General features: G+C 74.7%; 11 protein-coding genes. 4 read left to right on the top strand and 7 right to left on the bottom strand.

What is annotated here, in order from left to right; all coding sequences use genetic code 11:
• Window positions 1-211: 211 nt before the first annotated feature.
• Genes trhA through BJ961_RS04985 form a run of 3 tightly spaced genes read left to right on the top strand, consistent with a single transcriptional unit; the run spans window position 212 to window position 2089 of the window.
• On the top strand, window positions 212-916 hold the full coding sequence (gene trhA / locus BJ961_RS04995; RefSeq protein WP_271320090.1) for a PAQR family membrane homeostasis protein TrhA: 705 nt from the start codon (window positions 212-214) through the stop codon (window positions 914-916).
• 41 nt (window positions 917-957) lie between these two features.
• A complete protein-coding gene (locus BJ961_RS04990) occupies window positions 958-1689 on the top strand; it encodes a Mut7-C RNAse domain-containing protein (RefSeq protein WP_271320089.1) in 732 nt (243 codons plus the stop codon).
• Between the two features lie 49 nt (window positions 1690-1738).
• Window positions 1739-2089 (top strand): hypothetical protein, encoded by a 351-nt coding sequence (locus tag BJ961_RS04985; protein WP_271320088.1) that lies wholly within the window; start codon window positions 1739-1741, stop codon window positions 2087-2089.
• A gap of 24 nt (window positions 2090-2113) precedes the next feature.
• Here the strand turns inward: BJ961_RS04985 and BJ961_RS04980 are convergent, their stop codons facing one another.
• The 7 genes from BJ961_RS04980 to BJ961_RS04950 form a co-directional block, all read right to left on the bottom strand.
• Window positions 2114-4141, bottom strand: coding sequence for a thioredoxin domain-containing protein (locus BJ961_RS04980; RefSeq protein WP_271320087.1), 2028 nt, complete (start codon window positions 4139-4141; stop codon window positions 2114-2116).
• Window positions 4142-4272: 131 nt separating this feature from the next.
• Entirely contained in the window at window positions 4273-5493 is a 1221-nt protein-coding gene (locus BJ961_RS04975) for an FAD-dependent monooxygenase (RefSeq protein ID WP_271320086.1), read from the bottom strand.
• Window positions 5493-6887 (bottom strand): MFS transporter, encoded by a 1395-nt coding sequence (locus tag BJ961_RS04970; protein ID WP_271320085.1) that lies wholly within the window; start codon window positions 6885-6887, stop codon window positions 5493-5495. Before BJ961_RS04970 ends, BJ961_RS04975 begins: the two co-directional genes overlap by 1 nt.
• A gap of 123 nt (window positions 6888-7010) precedes the next feature.
• Window positions 7011-9587: an FtsX-like permease family protein gene (locus BJ961_RS04965; protein ID WP_271320084.1), complete on the bottom strand. Its 2577-nt coding sequence runs from the start codon at window positions 9585-9587 to the stop codon at window positions 7011-7013.
• Window positions 9584-10429, bottom strand: a complete 846-nt coding sequence (locus tag BJ961_RS04960) for an ABC transporter ATP-binding protein (protein ID WP_271320083.1) — start codon at window positions 10427-10429, stop codon at window positions 9584-9586. The genes BJ961_RS04965 and BJ961_RS04960 overlap by 4 nt, the downstream gene beginning before the upstream one ends.
• 133 nt (window positions 10430-10562) lie before the next feature.
• Window positions 10563-11237: a response regulator gene (locus BJ961_RS04955; RefSeq protein ID WP_271320082.1), complete on the bottom strand. Its 675-nt coding sequence runs from the start codon at window positions 11235-11237 to the stop codon at window positions 10563-10565.
• A complete protein-coding gene (locus tag BJ961_RS04950; RefSeq protein WP_271320081.1) occupies window positions 11234-12484 on the bottom strand; it encodes a sensor histidine kinase in 1251 nt (416 codons plus the stop codon). The genes BJ961_RS04955 and BJ961_RS04950 overlap by 4 nt, the downstream gene beginning before the upstream one ends.
• A 428-nt stretch (window positions 12485-12912) precedes the next feature.
• Here BJ961_RS04950 and BJ961_RS04945 point away from each other — a divergent pair, with 428 nt between their 5' ends.
• Entirely contained in the window at window positions 12913-16155 is a 3243-nt protein-coding gene (locus BJ961_RS04945) for a tetratricopeptide repeat protein (protein WP_271320080.1), read from the top strand.
• Window positions 16156-16177 lie beyond the last annotated feature (22 nt).

Below are 16177 nucleotides of genomic sequence, written 5' to 3'. Positions count from 1 at the left end.
TCCGGTGTCGACCGCACTCATTTGATCATCCGACTCGAGCGCCCATCTGTCCAGAGGGCGTCACACCTGAGCGGCGTGAGGATCGCCACGTACCCGCACCCGGGCACGAGAGGGGTGCGCGCCCGGGTGCCTCGTGAGACGATGGCCACTCGCTGTTCGTCATACATGCGTACTGATACGTAACTTACGGAACCGTAGGTACGATGCGCCCATGACTGCGTCCGTCCCCGACGCGCCCAGGGACCCGGCGGCCGCCGGCCGCGGCCCTGTCGCGCTTTCCCTCCCGCATCCGGTCAAGCCGAAGCTCCGCGGCTGGCTTCATCTCGGCATGTTCCCGGCCGTCCTGATCGCCGGGCTGGTGCTGACCGCGCTCGCCGAGTCCCCCGAAGGCCGCATCGCCTGCGGGATCTACGTCCTGACGGCCTGCCTGCTGTTCGGCGTCAGCGCGCTCTACCACCGGGGCGACTGGAGCCCCCGCATGGACGGCGTGCTGCGCCGCCTCGACCACGCCAACATCTTCCTGATCATCGCGGGCACCTACACCCCGCTCACGATGCTGCTGCTGCCCGGCGCCCAGGGCGAGTGGCTGCTGTGGGGCATCTGGGCCGCCGCCGCGGCCGGCATAGTCTTCCGCGTCTTCTGGGTCGGCGCCCCGCGCTGGCTCTACACCCCGTGCTACCTCGCCATGGGCTGGGCGGCCGTCTTCTACCTCCCCGAGTTCATGCGGGCCGGCGGCATCGCCGTCCTCGTCCTGGTGATCGTCGGCGGGCTGCTCTACAGCGTCGGCGGCGTGATCTACGGCCTCAAACGCCCCAACCCCTCACCGCGCTGGTTCGGCTTCCACGAGGTCTTCCACTCCTTCACCCTGGCCGCCTTCATCGCGCACTACGTGGGGATCTCGCTGGTCGCGTACTAGCCGGTGACCGGCCGTCCGCCTCCCCGTGCCATCCTGACCGGGTGAACGGTCCCGAGATCCACGTCGAGTTCGCCCCCGGGCTGCGCCTGTTCGTCCCCCGCGCCCGCCCCACCGGCACGGCCCGCACCGCCACCGACGGCGTCTCCACACTCGGTCACCTCGTCGAGTCCCTCGGCGTCCCGCTGACCGAGGTCGGCACACTCCTCGTGGACGGCCGCGAGGTGGAGACCGGCTACGTGCCCACGGGCGGCGAGTCGGTGACCGTACGGGCCGTAGGGCACCCCCAGCGGGTCCCGGGCGCCCCGCTGCGCTTCCTCCTCGACGTGCACCTGGGCACCCTGGCCCGCCGACTGCGGCTGCTCGGCGTGGACACGGCCTACGAGTCGACGGACCTCGGCGACCCGGCGCTCGCCGCGCTGTCGGCGGCGGAGAAGCGGGTCATGCTCAGCCGCGACCGGGGGCTGCTGCGCCGACGTGAACTGTGGGCCGGGGCGTACGTCTACAGCACGGCCCCCGAGGAACAACTGCACGACGTCCTGGACCGGTTCCGGCCCGCACTGCACCCGTGGACCCGGTGCACCGCCTGCAACGGCCTGCTGAAGGAGGCCACCAAGGACGAGGTGGCGGACCGGCTCGAGGACGGGACGCAGCGGTCGTACGACGTCTTCGCCCAGTGCACCGCGTGCGGACGCGCGTACTGGCGGGGCGCGCACCACGAACAGCTCCAGGCCATCGTGGAGCGCGCGGTGAGCAGGAGTACTCACGGCGGTTGAGTAGGCCGGCCGATCACCGGCGGCCGGTCCGCGCGGTGGGATGGCCGGCATGACCACCCTGTCCCGGACCCCGTCCGCGCGCCCCGCCCCGGCGCGGCGCTCCGCCCGTGCCCTGACCGTCGGCTCAGCGGCCGGGCTCGTCCTGCTCCCGCCGACGGTCCTCGTCGCCTGGATCCTCGTGCTCTCCACCGAGCGCGGCACCCAGTGCCTGATGACCAGCGGGCAGTGCTCGCACGTGCCCGGCGGCCTCCTGTGGGCCTGCTTCTGGACCTCGGTCGCCCTGGGCGTCCTGGCCCTGTTCTGGCCCCGCGCCCGGTGGGTGTCCGCCAGGCGCGCGGCCGTCTTCCTCCAGTGGGGCGCCCAGCTCACGCTGGGCCTGCTGATCCTCGCCGGCGCCTGACGGCCCCGGCCGGGTCCCGGCCGGTCAGTCGTTCAGGGCGGCGCGGAGCCGCTGCGGATCGGTCGTCGGCGCGTCGCAGGTGAAGTTCCGGCAGACGTACGCGGCCGGCTCCCCGCCCACCAGGGGGCGGCCGGCGAGCAACGGGAACTCGTCGCTCCCCTCGGCGCCGAAGGCGACGACCGCTCCGGGCGCCGTTCCCAGCAGCGCCGTACGGTGCAGCCCCCGCACGGCACCGTCGGCCGGCGCCGGTCCGACGACGGCGACCTCGCGGGGACCGTCGAGCAGCGCCTCCGCGGTGGCCAGACCCCAGCCGACGAACCGCGGGACCCGCGGGCCGAGCGCCTTCACCACCCCGAGGGCGCGCTCGGCGGCGGTGCGGTGCGGCTCGGAGCCGGTGTGGGCGGCGTAGGACAGCAGGGCGCCCGCGGCGGCGCTCCAGCCGGACGGGGTGGCGTTGTCGGTGGGGTCCTGCGGGCGGCGGATCAGCCGCTCGGCGTCGGCCGCGGTGTCGTACAGCGAGCCGGACCCGTCGGTGAACCGGGTCAGGACGTGGTCGAGCAGGAAACCGGCGAAGTCCAGCCAGACGCCCTCCCCGGTGACGGACGCCAGCGCGAGGAAGCCCTCCGCCACGTCGGCGTAGTCCTCCAGCACCCCGGCGTTGGCACCGGCCCGGCCGTCCTTGCTGGTGCGGGTGAGCCGGACGTGCGCGTCGAGGTGCAGCCGCACCAGCAGGTCGGCGGCGGCGACGGCGGCCTCCACCAGGTCGGGGCGCTCGAAGTAGGCGCCGGTCTCGGCGAGCGCGGCGATCGCCAGGCCGTTCCAGGCGGCGACCACCTTGTCGTCCCGGCCCGGAGCGGGGCGCCCCTCCCGGGCGGCCAGCAGCCGCTCCCGGACCGACGCGATCCGGTCCGCTTCGAACACGCCCTCCTGCTGCGGCAGTTGCAGCACGGAGGCGCCGAGCTCGAAGGTGCCCTCCGCGGTCACGCCGAAGTACTGCGCGGCCAGTTCCGCGTCCTCGGCACCGAGGACCTCGGTGAGCTGCGCGGGCGTCCACACGTAGTAGGCGCCCTCGACGTGCCGGCCCGTGCCGTCGTCGCTGTCCGCGTCCAGGGCGGAGGCGAACCCGCCCTCGGCGGTGCGCAGTTCCCGCACCATGAAGTCGGCGGTCTCCAGCGCGACCCGGCGGGCGAGGTCCGAGCCGGTGGCCCGCCAGAGGTGGGCGTAGACGCGGCACAGCAGGGCGTTGTCGTACAGCATCTTCTCGAAGTGCGGCACGACCCAGTCGCGGTCCACGGAGTAACGGGCGAAGCCTCCGCCCAGCTGGTCGTAGATGCCGCCGCGGGCCATCCGCTCACAGGTGTCGCGGGCCATCTGGAGCGCGCCCTCGGCTCCGGTGCGGGCGTGGTGGCGGAGCAGGAACTCGACGACCATGGACGGCGGGAACTTCGGCGCCCCGCCGAACCCGCCGCGCTGCGCGTCGTACTCCCGGGTCAGCCCGAGCAGCGCCTGCCCGAGCTGCTCCTCACCGGGCGGCTCGGCGTCGCCGAAGGAGATCTCCCGCCCGGCGAGATCCCGGACGATCTTCCCGGCGACCTCGGCGACCTCACCGCGCCGCTCCCCCCAGGCCTGCTGGACGCCCTGCAGCACCTGCCGGAAGGAGGGCATGCCGTGCCGGGGCTCGGGCGGGAAGTAGGTGCCGAAGTAGAAGGGCTCGGCGTCCGGCGTGAGGAACACGGTCATGGGCCAGCCGCCCTGCCCGGTCGCCGCCTGCACGGCCTCCATGTAGACGGCGTCGACGTCGGGCCGCTCCTCGCGGTCGACCTTGACGGGCACGAAGTGCGAGTTGAGGAACTCGGCGGTGGGCCCGTCCTCGAACGACTCGTGCGCCATGACGTGGCACCAGTGGCAACTCGCGTACCCGACGCTGAGCAGCACCGGCACGTCCCGCCGCCTGGCTTCTTCCATCGCCTCCTCGCCCCACGGCCACCAGTCCACCGGATTGGAGGCGTGTTGGAGCAGGTAGGGCGACTGCTCGTCGGCAAGTCGGTTCATACCGCCATCGTTGCACGATCCCACCTGGGGCGGGCGGCCATCCGCGCCGCGAGCACGTCGCGGATGGCCACGGCCGGTGCGCTGTCCGGAGCACCGGGTGAGTGCTCTCCGCCGGTGCTCCGGCCCCGCGCTCACCTCGGGGTCGTGAAGTCGGGCAGGGTGAGGGCGGAGTGGGCCGGCCGGCCCTGGGGGGCGGGGATGGTGCTCAGGGTGCGCAGCCGGGCGTTGCGGCGCTCCAGGTCCCGGGCGGTGGTCGGGAAGAGGGTGGCGCCGCCCCGGCCGACCAGGCCCTGGTTCGCGGTCACGAACTCCCGGGTGTCGCGTTCGTAGGCGGCGAAGCCCTCGGCGTGGTCCCGGTCCGCGAGGTGGCCGGCGAGCATGTAGGCGCCGACGAGGGCGAGGCTGGTGCCCTGTCCGGTGAGGAACGAGGGCGCGTACGCGGCGTCGCCGACCAGCGCGACCCTGCGGCTGGACCAGCGGGGCATGCGGATCTGGCCGACCCCGTCGAAGAACAGGTCCTCCGCCTCGCGCAGGGCGGCCAGCATGCCCGGAACCTCCCACCCCGCGTCGGCGAAGGTCTCGGCGACCAGGGCGCGTTGGGCGTCCGGGTCCCTGAACGCGGCGGTTGGGGGTTCCGGTCGGGCGAAGTTCAGGAAGGCGTGCACCTCGTCGTCGTCCCCGACGGCGTAGAGCGCGGCGGCCCGGCCCGGGGCGTTCCACATCACGGTCTCGTGGGAGAGGCCGAGGGTGTTGCGCAGGGTGAACACGGCGAAGCAGTAGCCGAGGTAGTGGTGGAACCGCTCTTCGGGGCCGAACAGCGTCTCCCGGGTACGCGAATGCGTGCCGTCCGCGCCGACCACCAGGTCGAACGTACGGCTGCCGCCCCCGCGGAAGGTGACGTCGACCCCGTGCCCGGTCTGGTCGAGGGTGTCGACGGAGTCGTTGAACAGGAACTCCACGTCGTCGCGGACCGCCTGGTGGAGCGCGTCGGTGAGGTCCCCGCGCCGCACCTCCAGGTCCCGGCCCGCGACCCCGCCGGTGACGGCGTGCGGGTGCAGCGAGGCCACCTCGCCGCCGTCCGCGTCGAGGAAGGTCAGCCGCCGCAGGTCGATGTGCGCGTCCCGCAGCCGCGGCAGGATCCCCATCCGCCGGACGACCTCCAGCGCGGTGCCGCGTACGTCGACGGGGTAGCCGCCCCCGCGCAGGGTGGGCGCCTTCTCCACGACCGTGACCGCGTATCCGTAGCGGTTGAGCCAGTACGCGAGGGCGGGGCCCGCGATGCTGGCCCCGGATATCAAGGCCGTGCGCCCCGGTGTGCCGCTCAGGGGCGTCGACTGGTCGGTGCGGGTCATTACTTGACTCCTTTGGGCAGGGTGCGGGTGACGAAGAGGGCCAGCGACGTGACGGCGCCGGCGATGACGAAGCCGGTGACGTAGGCCGATTCGGCCGCGACCTCCGACCCGGAAGGGGTGGCGGCGGTGAGGAGCGCGCCGCCGAGCTGCCCGCCCACGGCGTAGCCGAGTACGCGGCTCACCAGGATCAGGCTGGTGGCGATGCCGGTGTCCTCGGCGGCGACGGCCGTGGCGGTGCTGGTCATCATCGCCGTGACGCACAGGCCGTTGGCCAGCGCTATCAGGGCCTTGCCGACGACGAGGTGCCAGACCTCGGTGTGCACGGACGCCAGGACCACCAGGGAGACGGCCATCATGACGGCCCCGGTGACGACCACGGCCCGCGAGCCGAAACGCCGGTCCCCGAGCCCGCCGAGCGGCCCGGCCAGCGTCGCGGCGACGGCGCCGGGCAGCAGGAAGAAGCCGATCTCGGTGGCGCTCGCGCCGAAGCCGTATCCGTCGCCGCGCTCGTCGAGCAGCTGCGGAACGAGATAGACCGCCATCGAGGTGCCGAGACAGATGACGAACGTCAGCACGCACGCCTTCCAGATCGCGGGCCGGGCCAGCATCCGCAGGTCGATCATCGGCGCGGCCGCCCGCCGTTCGACGGACACCCAGCCGGCGACGAGTGCGGCCAGCAGCACGACGAGGGCGCCGAGTACGAGTGGGTGCGAGCCGGCTTCGGGCGCCAGGGCGAGTACGAGCATGAGCGTGACCAGCATCCCGCTCAGGAGCAGCAGGCCGGGCCAGTCGATGCCGCCGCCGTCCGGGGCGCCCGGCGGATCGGACGGCATGAGCCTGTTCACGAGCAGGGTGGCCCCGACGACCGCGATCGTGGGCAGCGCGAACATCCAGTGCCGGGAGAGCTGTTCCGCCACCGGCCCGGCCGACAGCATGCCGACCATCCCTCCCCCGACGAAGAGGCCGCTGACCACCCCGATGGCGACCTTCGACGCTCCGGCGGGGAGGTTCTTGCGCACCACGATGAACGACAGGGGCAGCGCCCCCACCATCGCCCCCTGCAGCACCTGTCCGAGCAGCAGCACGGGCAGGTTCGGGGCGAGGGAGGACACGGTGCCGCCGACGGCGACGACCGCCATCAGCCGGATCAGCACCCGTTTCCCGCCGTAGCGGTCGCCGAACTTGCCCGCCAACGGGGTGATGAGCGCGCCGGTGATGAGGAGCACGATGCTGAGCAGCGCCCCCTCGGACTGGCTCATGTCCAGTTCGCGTTCGAGAAGCGGGATCGTCGGTGACACCACCGACTCCAGGGCGCCGGTGGACAGCGCGAGTAGGCCGAGGGATCCGACAGCGGCCTTCCCGATGCGGACCGGGGGAGCCAGGATGGTGGTCATGCGTGTCCTTCGCGTCGTGGCCGGGTGACGGCCGTCGAGGGAGCGGTCGTGGGAGCGCGCGGGGGCGCGGAGGGTGCGGAGGGTGCGGAGGGAATGCTCGGCGCGTTCGCCCGTACGCCCGCGCTAGGACCAGCGGCGCAGCGCGGCCCGGGCCGGCAGCGTGACCGCGAGGAGTGCCAGGCCGCCGACGGCGGCCGCGAGGGCCCCGTACGTCAGCGGCGGTACGTACGGCAGGTCGCCGGTGACGCCGCTCATCATGGGGATGAGCGTGGCCGCGGCGATCGCGGAGCCGAGGACCAGCCCCACCCCGGCGACCAGCAGGCCCTCCCAGCGGAGCATCGTCATCACCTGACGCCGGGTGGAGCCCACCAGGCGCAGCGTGCCCAGCTCGCGGCGGCGGTCCAGGACCGTCATGACCAGGGTGTTGACCGCCGCGACGGCGGCGAATCCGCCGAGTACCGCGGCCATCGTGTTGTTCATCCAGGCGCCGAGCCTCGCGTCGAGGTTCTGCTCGGTGGCGTAGCCGGAGGCGTCGGTGACCTCGCCCAGGTCGGTGAGGGACTTCGCCGAGCCGCCCCGTACCAGCAGCGTGCTGTCGAAGGCCGAGGTGACGTGCCCGTCCAGGGACGCCCGGTCCATGGTGACCGTGGCCAGTCCGAGGCCGCGCTCGTAGACCGCGACGATCTCGGGGCTGACCTCCGTGCCGTCGGGGAGGTAGAGCGGGAGCCGGTCGCCGACGCCGGCGTCCGCCGAGGTCGCCAGGGTCCTGTCGATGGCGATGCGCCCCTCGCCCAGCCGGTCGAGGCCGCCGTCGCGCACGTCCAGGTCCTGCACCTCCGCCAGTTCGGCGCCGGAACCGGTGACGCCCTGGGTGGCCGCGCCCTGGAGCGCCTTGAACTCGCCGGAGCCGGTCGGCACGAGCACCTGCGTGTTCAGCAGTCCGACGGCCGCCTCCACGCCCGGCACGCGGGCGGCGCGGTCCGCCGCGTCCACCGGGAGCCCGGCCGGGTCCGTCACCACGTGGTCCGCGGTGACGCCCGCGCGCAGTTGCCGGTCGGCGGCGTGGGTCTCGCTGGTGTGCATGAACACGAGGGTCGAGGAGAACGCCACGGCGAGCACGATCGGAGTGATCGCGGAGGCGAGACGGCGGGCGTTGGTACGGGAGTTGGCGGCCGCGAGCTGGGCCGCCGGGCCCGCGCCGCGCAGCGGGAGGCCGAACAGGCCGGCGCACAGCCGGGCCACCAGCGGGCCGAGCAGCCCGACGGCGAGCATGAAGAGCATGACGACGCCGAGGGCGGCACCCGCCGCGTCGTCCCCGGCGGAGCGGGCGGACACGCCGGTGAGGATCGCGCCCCCGACGAGGGCGCCGACGCCGAGGAGGGTACGGACCGGTCCGGGCCGCAGCCGCTCCAGCGACGCCTCGGACAGCGCCTGTCCCGGCTTGATCCTCGCGGGCCGGCGTCCGGCCGCCCAGCCCGCGCCGAGCGCCGTCAGGAGCCCCATGACGACGGCGGCGAGCAGCGGAAACCCGGAGACGTGCAGGTCCACGGCGTGCGGGACGGCGCCCCGGTCCTGGAGCTGGCCGAACCACCAGTGGGCGAGCCCGATGCCGGGCAGGCAGCCGACGATCCCGGCGAGCGGCGCGACGAGCAGTGCTTCGCAGGCGACGGCGCGGCGGACCTGCCGCGGGGTGGCGCCGACGGCGCGCAGCAGGGCGAACTCGCGGGCCCGCTGACCGACCGAGAGGGCGACGGTCCCGGCGGCGGTGAAGACCGCGACGATGGCCGCGATGCCGCCGAAGGAGCCGCCGATGCCGAAGAGCGTCACCTTGGCGTACCCGAGGCCCGGGTCCTCGACGGCGCCGCGGTCGTCGCCGGTGCGGACCTGGACGCCGGAGCCGGTGAGGGCCTGCTGCACGGCGTCGGCGAGGGCGGCGGTCCCGGTGCCCCGCTCGGCCAGCACGACCACGGCGTCGGCCTTGCCGGGGTGTCCGGCGAGGGTGGCGGCCTGGGTGTCGGCGAACCAGGTCAGGGCGCCGCCCTCGGTGGTGCGGGCGGTGTCCCCGGGCCCGGCCTCGGCGACACCGGCGACGCGGAAGTCCTGCCGCCCGGCGGCGGTCTCCAGTACGACCGTGTCCCCGACGGCGGCGTGCGCGGCACGGGCGGTGCCCGCGTCGAGGACGACCTCCCCCTCGCGGGGTGCGGAGCCGCTGGTCAGCGAGGTGCCGGTGAAGGTGTGCGAGCCCCATCCGTGCGCGGTGAGCGCACCGCCCGCGACGGGCAGTGCACGGGCGCGGGAGCCGGAGCCGGAGCCGGAGCCGGTGCCGGAGTCGGTCCCGGTGCCGGTGTCCGTCGCGTGCACCGGGAAGGTGAAGTCCGCGACGGCGGCGGCCGCACCCGGCGCCTCGGCGGCCCTCGCCGCCAGGGCGGCGTCCATCCGCGCCGTGTCGGGCAGCGGCGTCGCCTCCTTCTCGAGGTCCTCGCCGCTGCCGGTGACGACGTACTCGTTCTGGTCCGCCGCCGCGACGACCGGCGCGTTCGCGTACCGCTCCGGCGGCACGGCGGCGCGCAGGCCGGTCTCGAGCAGGATGCCGCAGGCCGAGACGATCAGGGCGGACATCAGCAGCGCGAGGAAGGTCCCCGCGAAGGACGCGGGCTTGAAGCGGACGGCCTCGCGGGCGAGTCCGTTGGGGCGCCTCATGCCGCCGCTCCCGCCATCGCACCGGCGCGGGAGGCGTGCGAGGTGAGCACGGCCATGCGGGCCGCGATCCGCTCCGCCGAACCGCGTTCGAGGTGGTCGGCGAAGGCGCCGTCGGCGAGGAACAGCACCCGGTCGGCCCAGGCGGCCGCGGCCGGGTCGTGCGTGACCATGACGACGGTGGCCCCGAGGGCGTCCACCGCGTTCCGCAGCAGGCCGAGGACCTCGGCGGCGGTGCCGGTGTCGAGGGCGCCGGTGGGCTCGTCGGCGAAGATCACGTCGGGGCCGGTGACCAGGGCGCGGGCGACGGCCACCCGCTGCTGCTGGCCGCCGGACAGCTCGCCGGGCCTGCGCTTCGCCTTGTCGGCGAGCCCGACCCGGGCGAGGACCTCCTGCGCCTGACGGCGGTCCTGGCGCTGTCCGGCCAGGCGCATCGGCAGCAGCACGTTCTGCTCGACGGTCAGCGACGGCAGCAGGTTGAACGCCTGGAAGACGAAGCCGAGGCGGCTGCGGCGCAGCTCGGTCAGCTCGTTCTCGCTCATGCCGGTGATCTCCGTGCCGCCGAGGAACACGGATCCCGCGGTCGGCCGGTCGAGCCCTGCGGCGCACTGCAGGAAGGTGGACTTGCCGGACCCGGACGGGCCCATGACCGCGGTGAACGTGCCGCGCGGCAGGGCGAGGTCGACGCCCGCGAGGGCGTGCACCGTGCCCGCCCCGCGGCCGTACTGCCGTCGGACGTCGCGCAGTTCGACGGCGAGAGTGGGCGTGGCGGCCGGGGCCCCGGGCCGGTTGTCCACCTCCGGCCCGTGGTCCGCGTTCTGCCGCTTGCCCTTGCGTAGCCTCATGTCCCGTCTCCCTCTTCGGCGCACTGTCCGTGACGGGTGAAGAGTGCGGGGACGGCCGGACGCCGGGCGTCATACCGGGGAGCCAATGCGGAGGTGCTACCGCGGTAGGGGGTGGAGGAGGCCGGGGGCGGTCCTACTCGCCGGGAGCCACCAGCCCCGACTCGTAGGCGAAGACCACCGCCTGGGCGCGATCGCGCAGGCCGAGCTTGGTGAGGACGCGGCTGACGTGCGTCTTCACGGTCTGCTCGGCCAGTACCAGCGTCCGCGCGATCTCCCCGTTCGACTGACCGCGGGCGACCAGGGTGAGGACCTCGGTCTCGCGTTCCGTGAGGCCCTTGAGCCGCAGCGCGGGCCTGCCCCGGCCGGCGGGGCGCTGCTTGGCGAAGTCCGCGATGAGGCGGCGCGTCACGGAGGGGGCGAGCAGCGCGTCGCCCGAGGCCACGACGCGGACCGCCGCGATGAGGTCGGCCGGCGGCGCGTCCTTGAGCAGGAAGCCGCTCGCGCCCGCCCGGAGCGCCTCGTAGACGTAGTCGTCGACGTCGAAGGTGGTGAGCATCAGGACCCGCGGCCGGTGGGTCACGCCCGTCGGCGGGTCAAGGAGGCGGCGCGCGGCCTCCAGGCCGTCCATCTCGGGCATCCGGACGTCCATCAGCACGACGTCCGGATGGGTACGGCGGCTCAGTTCGACACCCTGGGCGCCGTCGGGGGCCTCGCCCACCACGTCGATGTCGCTCTGGGCGGCCAGCAGCGCGGCGAAGCCGGCCCGCACCATGGCCTGGTCGTCGACGATGATGACACGCGTTGTCACGTCAGGTCTCTTTCGGTCAGGGGGAGTCGGGCGGCGACGCGGAAGCCGCCGTCCGGCAGCGGGCCCGTGTCGAGGGTGCCGCCGATGATCCGTACGCGCTCGCGCATGCCGACGAGGCCGTGCCCGGTGCCGCTCGTCTCGAGGGGCGCGGCGGGCGGCTCGGGCGGCGGCCCGTTGACGACCAGGACGGTGAGCCGCGCGCCGTGTTCCTGGTCGGGTCCGGTCACCGACAGGGACACCCGCGTGCGGGCGCCCGGCGCGTGCCGTACGACGTTCGCGAGGGCCTCCTGGACGATCCGGTACGCGGACAGGCCGACCGCCTCGGGCACGTCGTCGTCGGCGTCGGCGGCGCAGGGGGCGAACTCCACCGGGCCGCCCGTTCTCGCCGTCGCCTCCACCAGCTGCCCGATCTGCGCCAGGCCCGGCTGGGGCACCAGCTCGCCGTGCGCCTCCTCGTTGCGCAGCACGCCCAGCAGGCGTCGCATCTCGCCGAGCGACTCGCGCGCGGTCGCCGCGATGGAGGTGAACTCCTCGCGCACGTCCGGCGGCAGCGAGTCGAGGCGGTACTCCGCGGTGCCCGCCTGCACCGTGATGACGGACATGTGGTGCGCCACCACGTCGTGCAGCTCGCGCGCGATCCGGGCGCGCTCCTCCAGCAGCGTCCGCCGGCCGCGCTCGGCCTCGCTGATCGTCTCCTGCTCGACCAGCCTGCGCTGTACCTCGGACCGCTCCCGCAGCGCGCCGCCCAGCAGGAGCGCGACGCCCCCGAGGATGGTGAACAGCAGGCCCCTGGCGCCGAAGCCGTGGGGTGGGGCGAAGCCCAGGGCCACGTTCGCCACCGCCGTGGCCAGCCACACCAGCAGCAGCGTCCGGCGCCGCTCGCGCAGGCCCAGGGCGAGGCAGAGGCCGACGTACCCGACGATCTCCATGGGCGGGAACGGCCACAGCAGCCGCTCCGGGAAGTCGACGGTGAGCAGGACGAGGGCACCGGCGACGTCCGCGACGAGGACCACGTACCAGGCGTGCAGCGGCCGTACGACGGCGAGCAGCAGCGGCGCGGCCTGCGCGACGGCCAGCGCTGCGGCGGCACCGCCGTTCAGGCCGTAGTCGGCGGTGAGGACCACGAGGGTCGTGGGCAGCAGGGCGACGCAGAGCACGAACGCCACGGCCCACGGCAGCAGCCGCACCCACCGCCGCGAAGCGCCCGCGAGCAGCGCGCGCGGGCGTTCCTCCTCCACTGGGGTCATGCGCACCAGCCTAGGTGCGCCGCGAGGGTCTCCGGAGAGGTGCGGGGCGTCGGCTGTTCGGATGTCGGCACGCGGTGGTTCTCCCCCTTCGTACGGGTGGCGCGGGGCCTGGCGGCAGGGCCGGTGTTCGGTGGGTGGTTGACGGGGAAGGGTGAGGGCCGGATGGTGGCCGACGCGTCGTACCGGGGAGCCAGGCCGCCTTGATACCCGGGTAGGGGGTGGGGCAGGCGCCCCCGTGCCCGGACACCGCCGTACCCCTGCGCGGGCCCTCCCCAGGGTCTCCTGGCCGCAGGACACTTGACCCACGTCCAACCGGGGAAGGACCCGGGGACGGGCCGGGAGGGCCGCTGTGACGTCCGGGGCCGACGGGGCTCCCGGGAGACCAGGGGTGCCCGGGAGGACACCGATGCCGCCGGAGGGGGCGCGACATGCGGGACAGTCATCGGGCGGAGGCCGAGGGGCTGCTCAGGCGGGCCGTGGAGGAGGAGGTACGGCGCTCGGGCGGACGCACGGACGGCAACGTACTGCTCTCCAGGGCCCGTGCGGCACTGGACGCGATGGCGGGGACGGCCGGCGAGGAGTACGACGCCTGGACCCACGCCCTCGACGAGGCCGCCGCCGGGCAGCTCACCTTCCGCGAGCGCTACGCCCGTGAGGGCGCCGGCACTCCCCTGCTGGTGGCCGCCGTTGCGGCGGTCGCCGCGATGGTGGCCGACGTGGCGCTCGGCACCGGCACGGGCACCGCGGTGGGTGCGGGCGTGGCCGTGGGGGTCGTCGGCGCGGCGGCGACCGTGGTGAAGGTGGTCGGGGCCCATGTGCCGGCCGCCCACCACCGGGCCGGGGCGGTCAGCCAGCCCGGCGGGCACGAGCAGCTGCGGCTGCAGTGGCTGACCGCGCTCGAGGTGCGCGGCATCCGGCCGTTCCTGGACCAGCAGCGGATGCTCGCCGCGTCGACCGGGCCCGCGAAGACCGGGCCGAAGCTGCGGGGCGCCGACAAGAGCGCGGCCGCGCGGGGGCGCAGCGCGCTGGAGCAGTCGTTCGGGCAACTCCCGGAATCGGACGGCGCGTTCACCGGCCGCCGGCAGGAGATGGCGCGGCTGCGGCAGTGGGTGCAGGCGGCCCGCGCGAGCACGGAGACGAAGCCGACGGTGGTGGTGCTGCACGGGGCGCCGGGCAGCGGCCGTACGACGCTGGCGGTGCGGGCCGTGCACGAGCTGCGGGACTACTTCCGCGGGGCCTGCCTGGTCGACCTGCGCGGGGACGGCTCCGGGGCGGGCGATCCCGGAGCCGGTTCCGGTGCCGGTGCCGTGGAGGGCGGGGAGTCGCCGCTGAGCACCCGGGACGCACTGCTGCACCTGCTGAACCGGCTCGGGGCGCCGCGCGAGCAGTTGCTGTTCCGGGAGCGGTCCTCGGCGGACCAGCAGGTCAAACGGTTGAGCGAGCTGTACCACCAGCATCTGACCGGCGTCCCGGTCACCGTCGTCCTCGACGACGCCTGGGACCCGGAGCAGGTGCGCGCCCTGATCCCGGAGCGGTCGGACAGCCTGGTGCTGGTCACCGCGCGCCGGGCGATGGAGCTGCCCGCCGACCTTCCCGCGCGGGTGTACGAGCTGCCCGTGGAGGAGCTGGACGCGGCGGGCGCGGAAGAGCTGCTGGGCGCCGCCGCCGAGGACGCGTCGGGTCCGTACGACGCCGATGCGAGCGACCTGATCCGGCAGCTGTGCGGCGGGCTGCCGCTGGCCCTGCGGATCGCCGGATCGGCACTGGGCCCGCGCTCGCCCCGCGCGCTGGCGACCGACCTGGGCGCGTACGGTCCCGTGGAGCCGGTCGAACGGGCCCTGTGGCTGCGCTACACCGACCAGAGCGAACCGGCCCGGCGGCTGCTGCGCCGGCTGGCGCTGGCGGGCCGCACCTCGCTGGGCGCCGCGGCCGCCGCCGCGCTGCTGGCCACGGACGAGACGGAGGCCACCCGGCAGCTGGCGGCCCTGTCGCGGGCGGGCCTGATCGACCACGTCCGCGGCAACCGCTACCGCCTGCACGACGTGGTGCGCGCCTTCGCCCGCGCCCGGCTCGCCGACGAGGAGGAGCCCGGCGAGCGCACGGCCGCGCAGGAACGCCTCATCGCGAACTACGCCGAGCTGGCCGACTCCGTGCTGCGCCTGGTCGACGGCAACATGTCGACCCGCTCCCACCAGTTCGGCCAGTACGGCTTCACCTCCCTGGACGAGGCGCTGCGCTGGCTGGACGACGAGTCGAGCTTCATCACGGCCACGCTCCGACACGCGGAGGGCGTCGACCAGGGCACGGTACTGAACCTGCTGGGCGCGCTGTGCGACTACTGCCTGCTGCGCGGCGACCTCTACCGCCTCGGTGAGATCAGCGAGCTGGCGCAGTCCGTGGACCAGGGGCTGCTGGTGCGCTCGGTCCAGTGGCGCACCGGTATCGCGGCCCGGCAGCTCGGCGAGCTGGACAAGGCGCGTACGACGCTCGCCTCCGTGGTCGACCTGTACCGGGAGGCCCACCACGACGCCGGTGCGGCCCGTGCGCTGTGCTCGCTGGGGATCACCCTGCACCACCAGGGCAACCTGACCGATGCGGCGGCGAAGCTGCGGGAGGCGCTGGACCTGCAGGCCGTGCCGGAACTGGCCACCGACCGGGCGTGGACGCTGCACGCGCTGGCGGCGGTGCAGCGCGACCGGGCCCGGCTCGCGGAGGCGCTGGAACTGCTCACCGAGTCGCTCGTCCTGCACCGCGCCGGCGAGTCGGTGCACGGCCAGGCGTGGGCCCACTTCCAGCTGGGCCAGCTGCACCTGCGCATGGGCGACGTACCGCGGGCCGAGACGGAGCTGCGCGCGGCCCTGGAGCTGTACGGCCGCACCCAGGACGCCCGTGGCGAGGCCTGGGCGCTGACCCAGCTGGCACGGGCCCGGCTGGTCGACGGGGACGCGCCCGTGGCGGTGGAGGAACTGCGGCGGGCGGCGGCCCGGCACCGGGAGAACGAGGACGCGCGCGGCAAGGCGTGGAGCTTCTACTACCTGGGCCAGGCGCTGGAGGAGACGGGCGCCCTGGACCAGTCGCTCCGTGCACTGGAACGCTCCCGCACGATGTTCTCCCGCATGCGGGACGTGTACGGCCTGGCCTGCGCCCGGCACCACTCGGCGCGGGTGACCCGCGACCAGCGTGCCGCCCAGACCGGCTCGCTGCGCAACTCCGGCTTCGCCCGGCAGCTCCTGGTCGACGCGCGCGCCGACTTCCAGCGCATCGGCGTCGGGCACGGCGAGGCGTGGACCTGCCTGGAGCTGGCGGTCGTGGACGCGGGCAACGCCCGCACCCCGCAGGCGCTGGCCCTGTGCGACGAGGCGGCCGCCCTCTTCGCCGCGTACGGCGACCGGCGGGGCGAGGACTGGGCCCGCTTCCTGCGCTGCACCCTGCTGCCGTACGCCGCACCCGGCGGGGTGGAGATCGGCACGGCGGTGGCGCAGGAGGAGCTGGCCCAGCTGGCCCGCGCCCGGCACTCCGCCCGCGACGCCAAGCTGGACGACTACGTGGACGCCTACCGGCTGCTCCTGGAACGCGGCGTCCAGCTCGAGTCGGGCTGGCAGGCCTGGCGGCTGGGCATGGTCCCGGACCGCCAGGCCAGGGAGGTGATGGGGGTGGCGGTCCCGGCGTAGCGCCCGCCCGGCCGCGCCCCCA

This window comes from Streptomyces lienomycini (assembly GCF_027947595.1).
Taxonomy (GTDB): Bacteria; Actinomycetota; Actinomycetes; order Streptomycetales; family Streptomycetaceae; genus Streptomyces; species Streptomyces lienomycini.
This window is presented reverse-complemented; position numbering and strand designations above follow the sequence as displayed.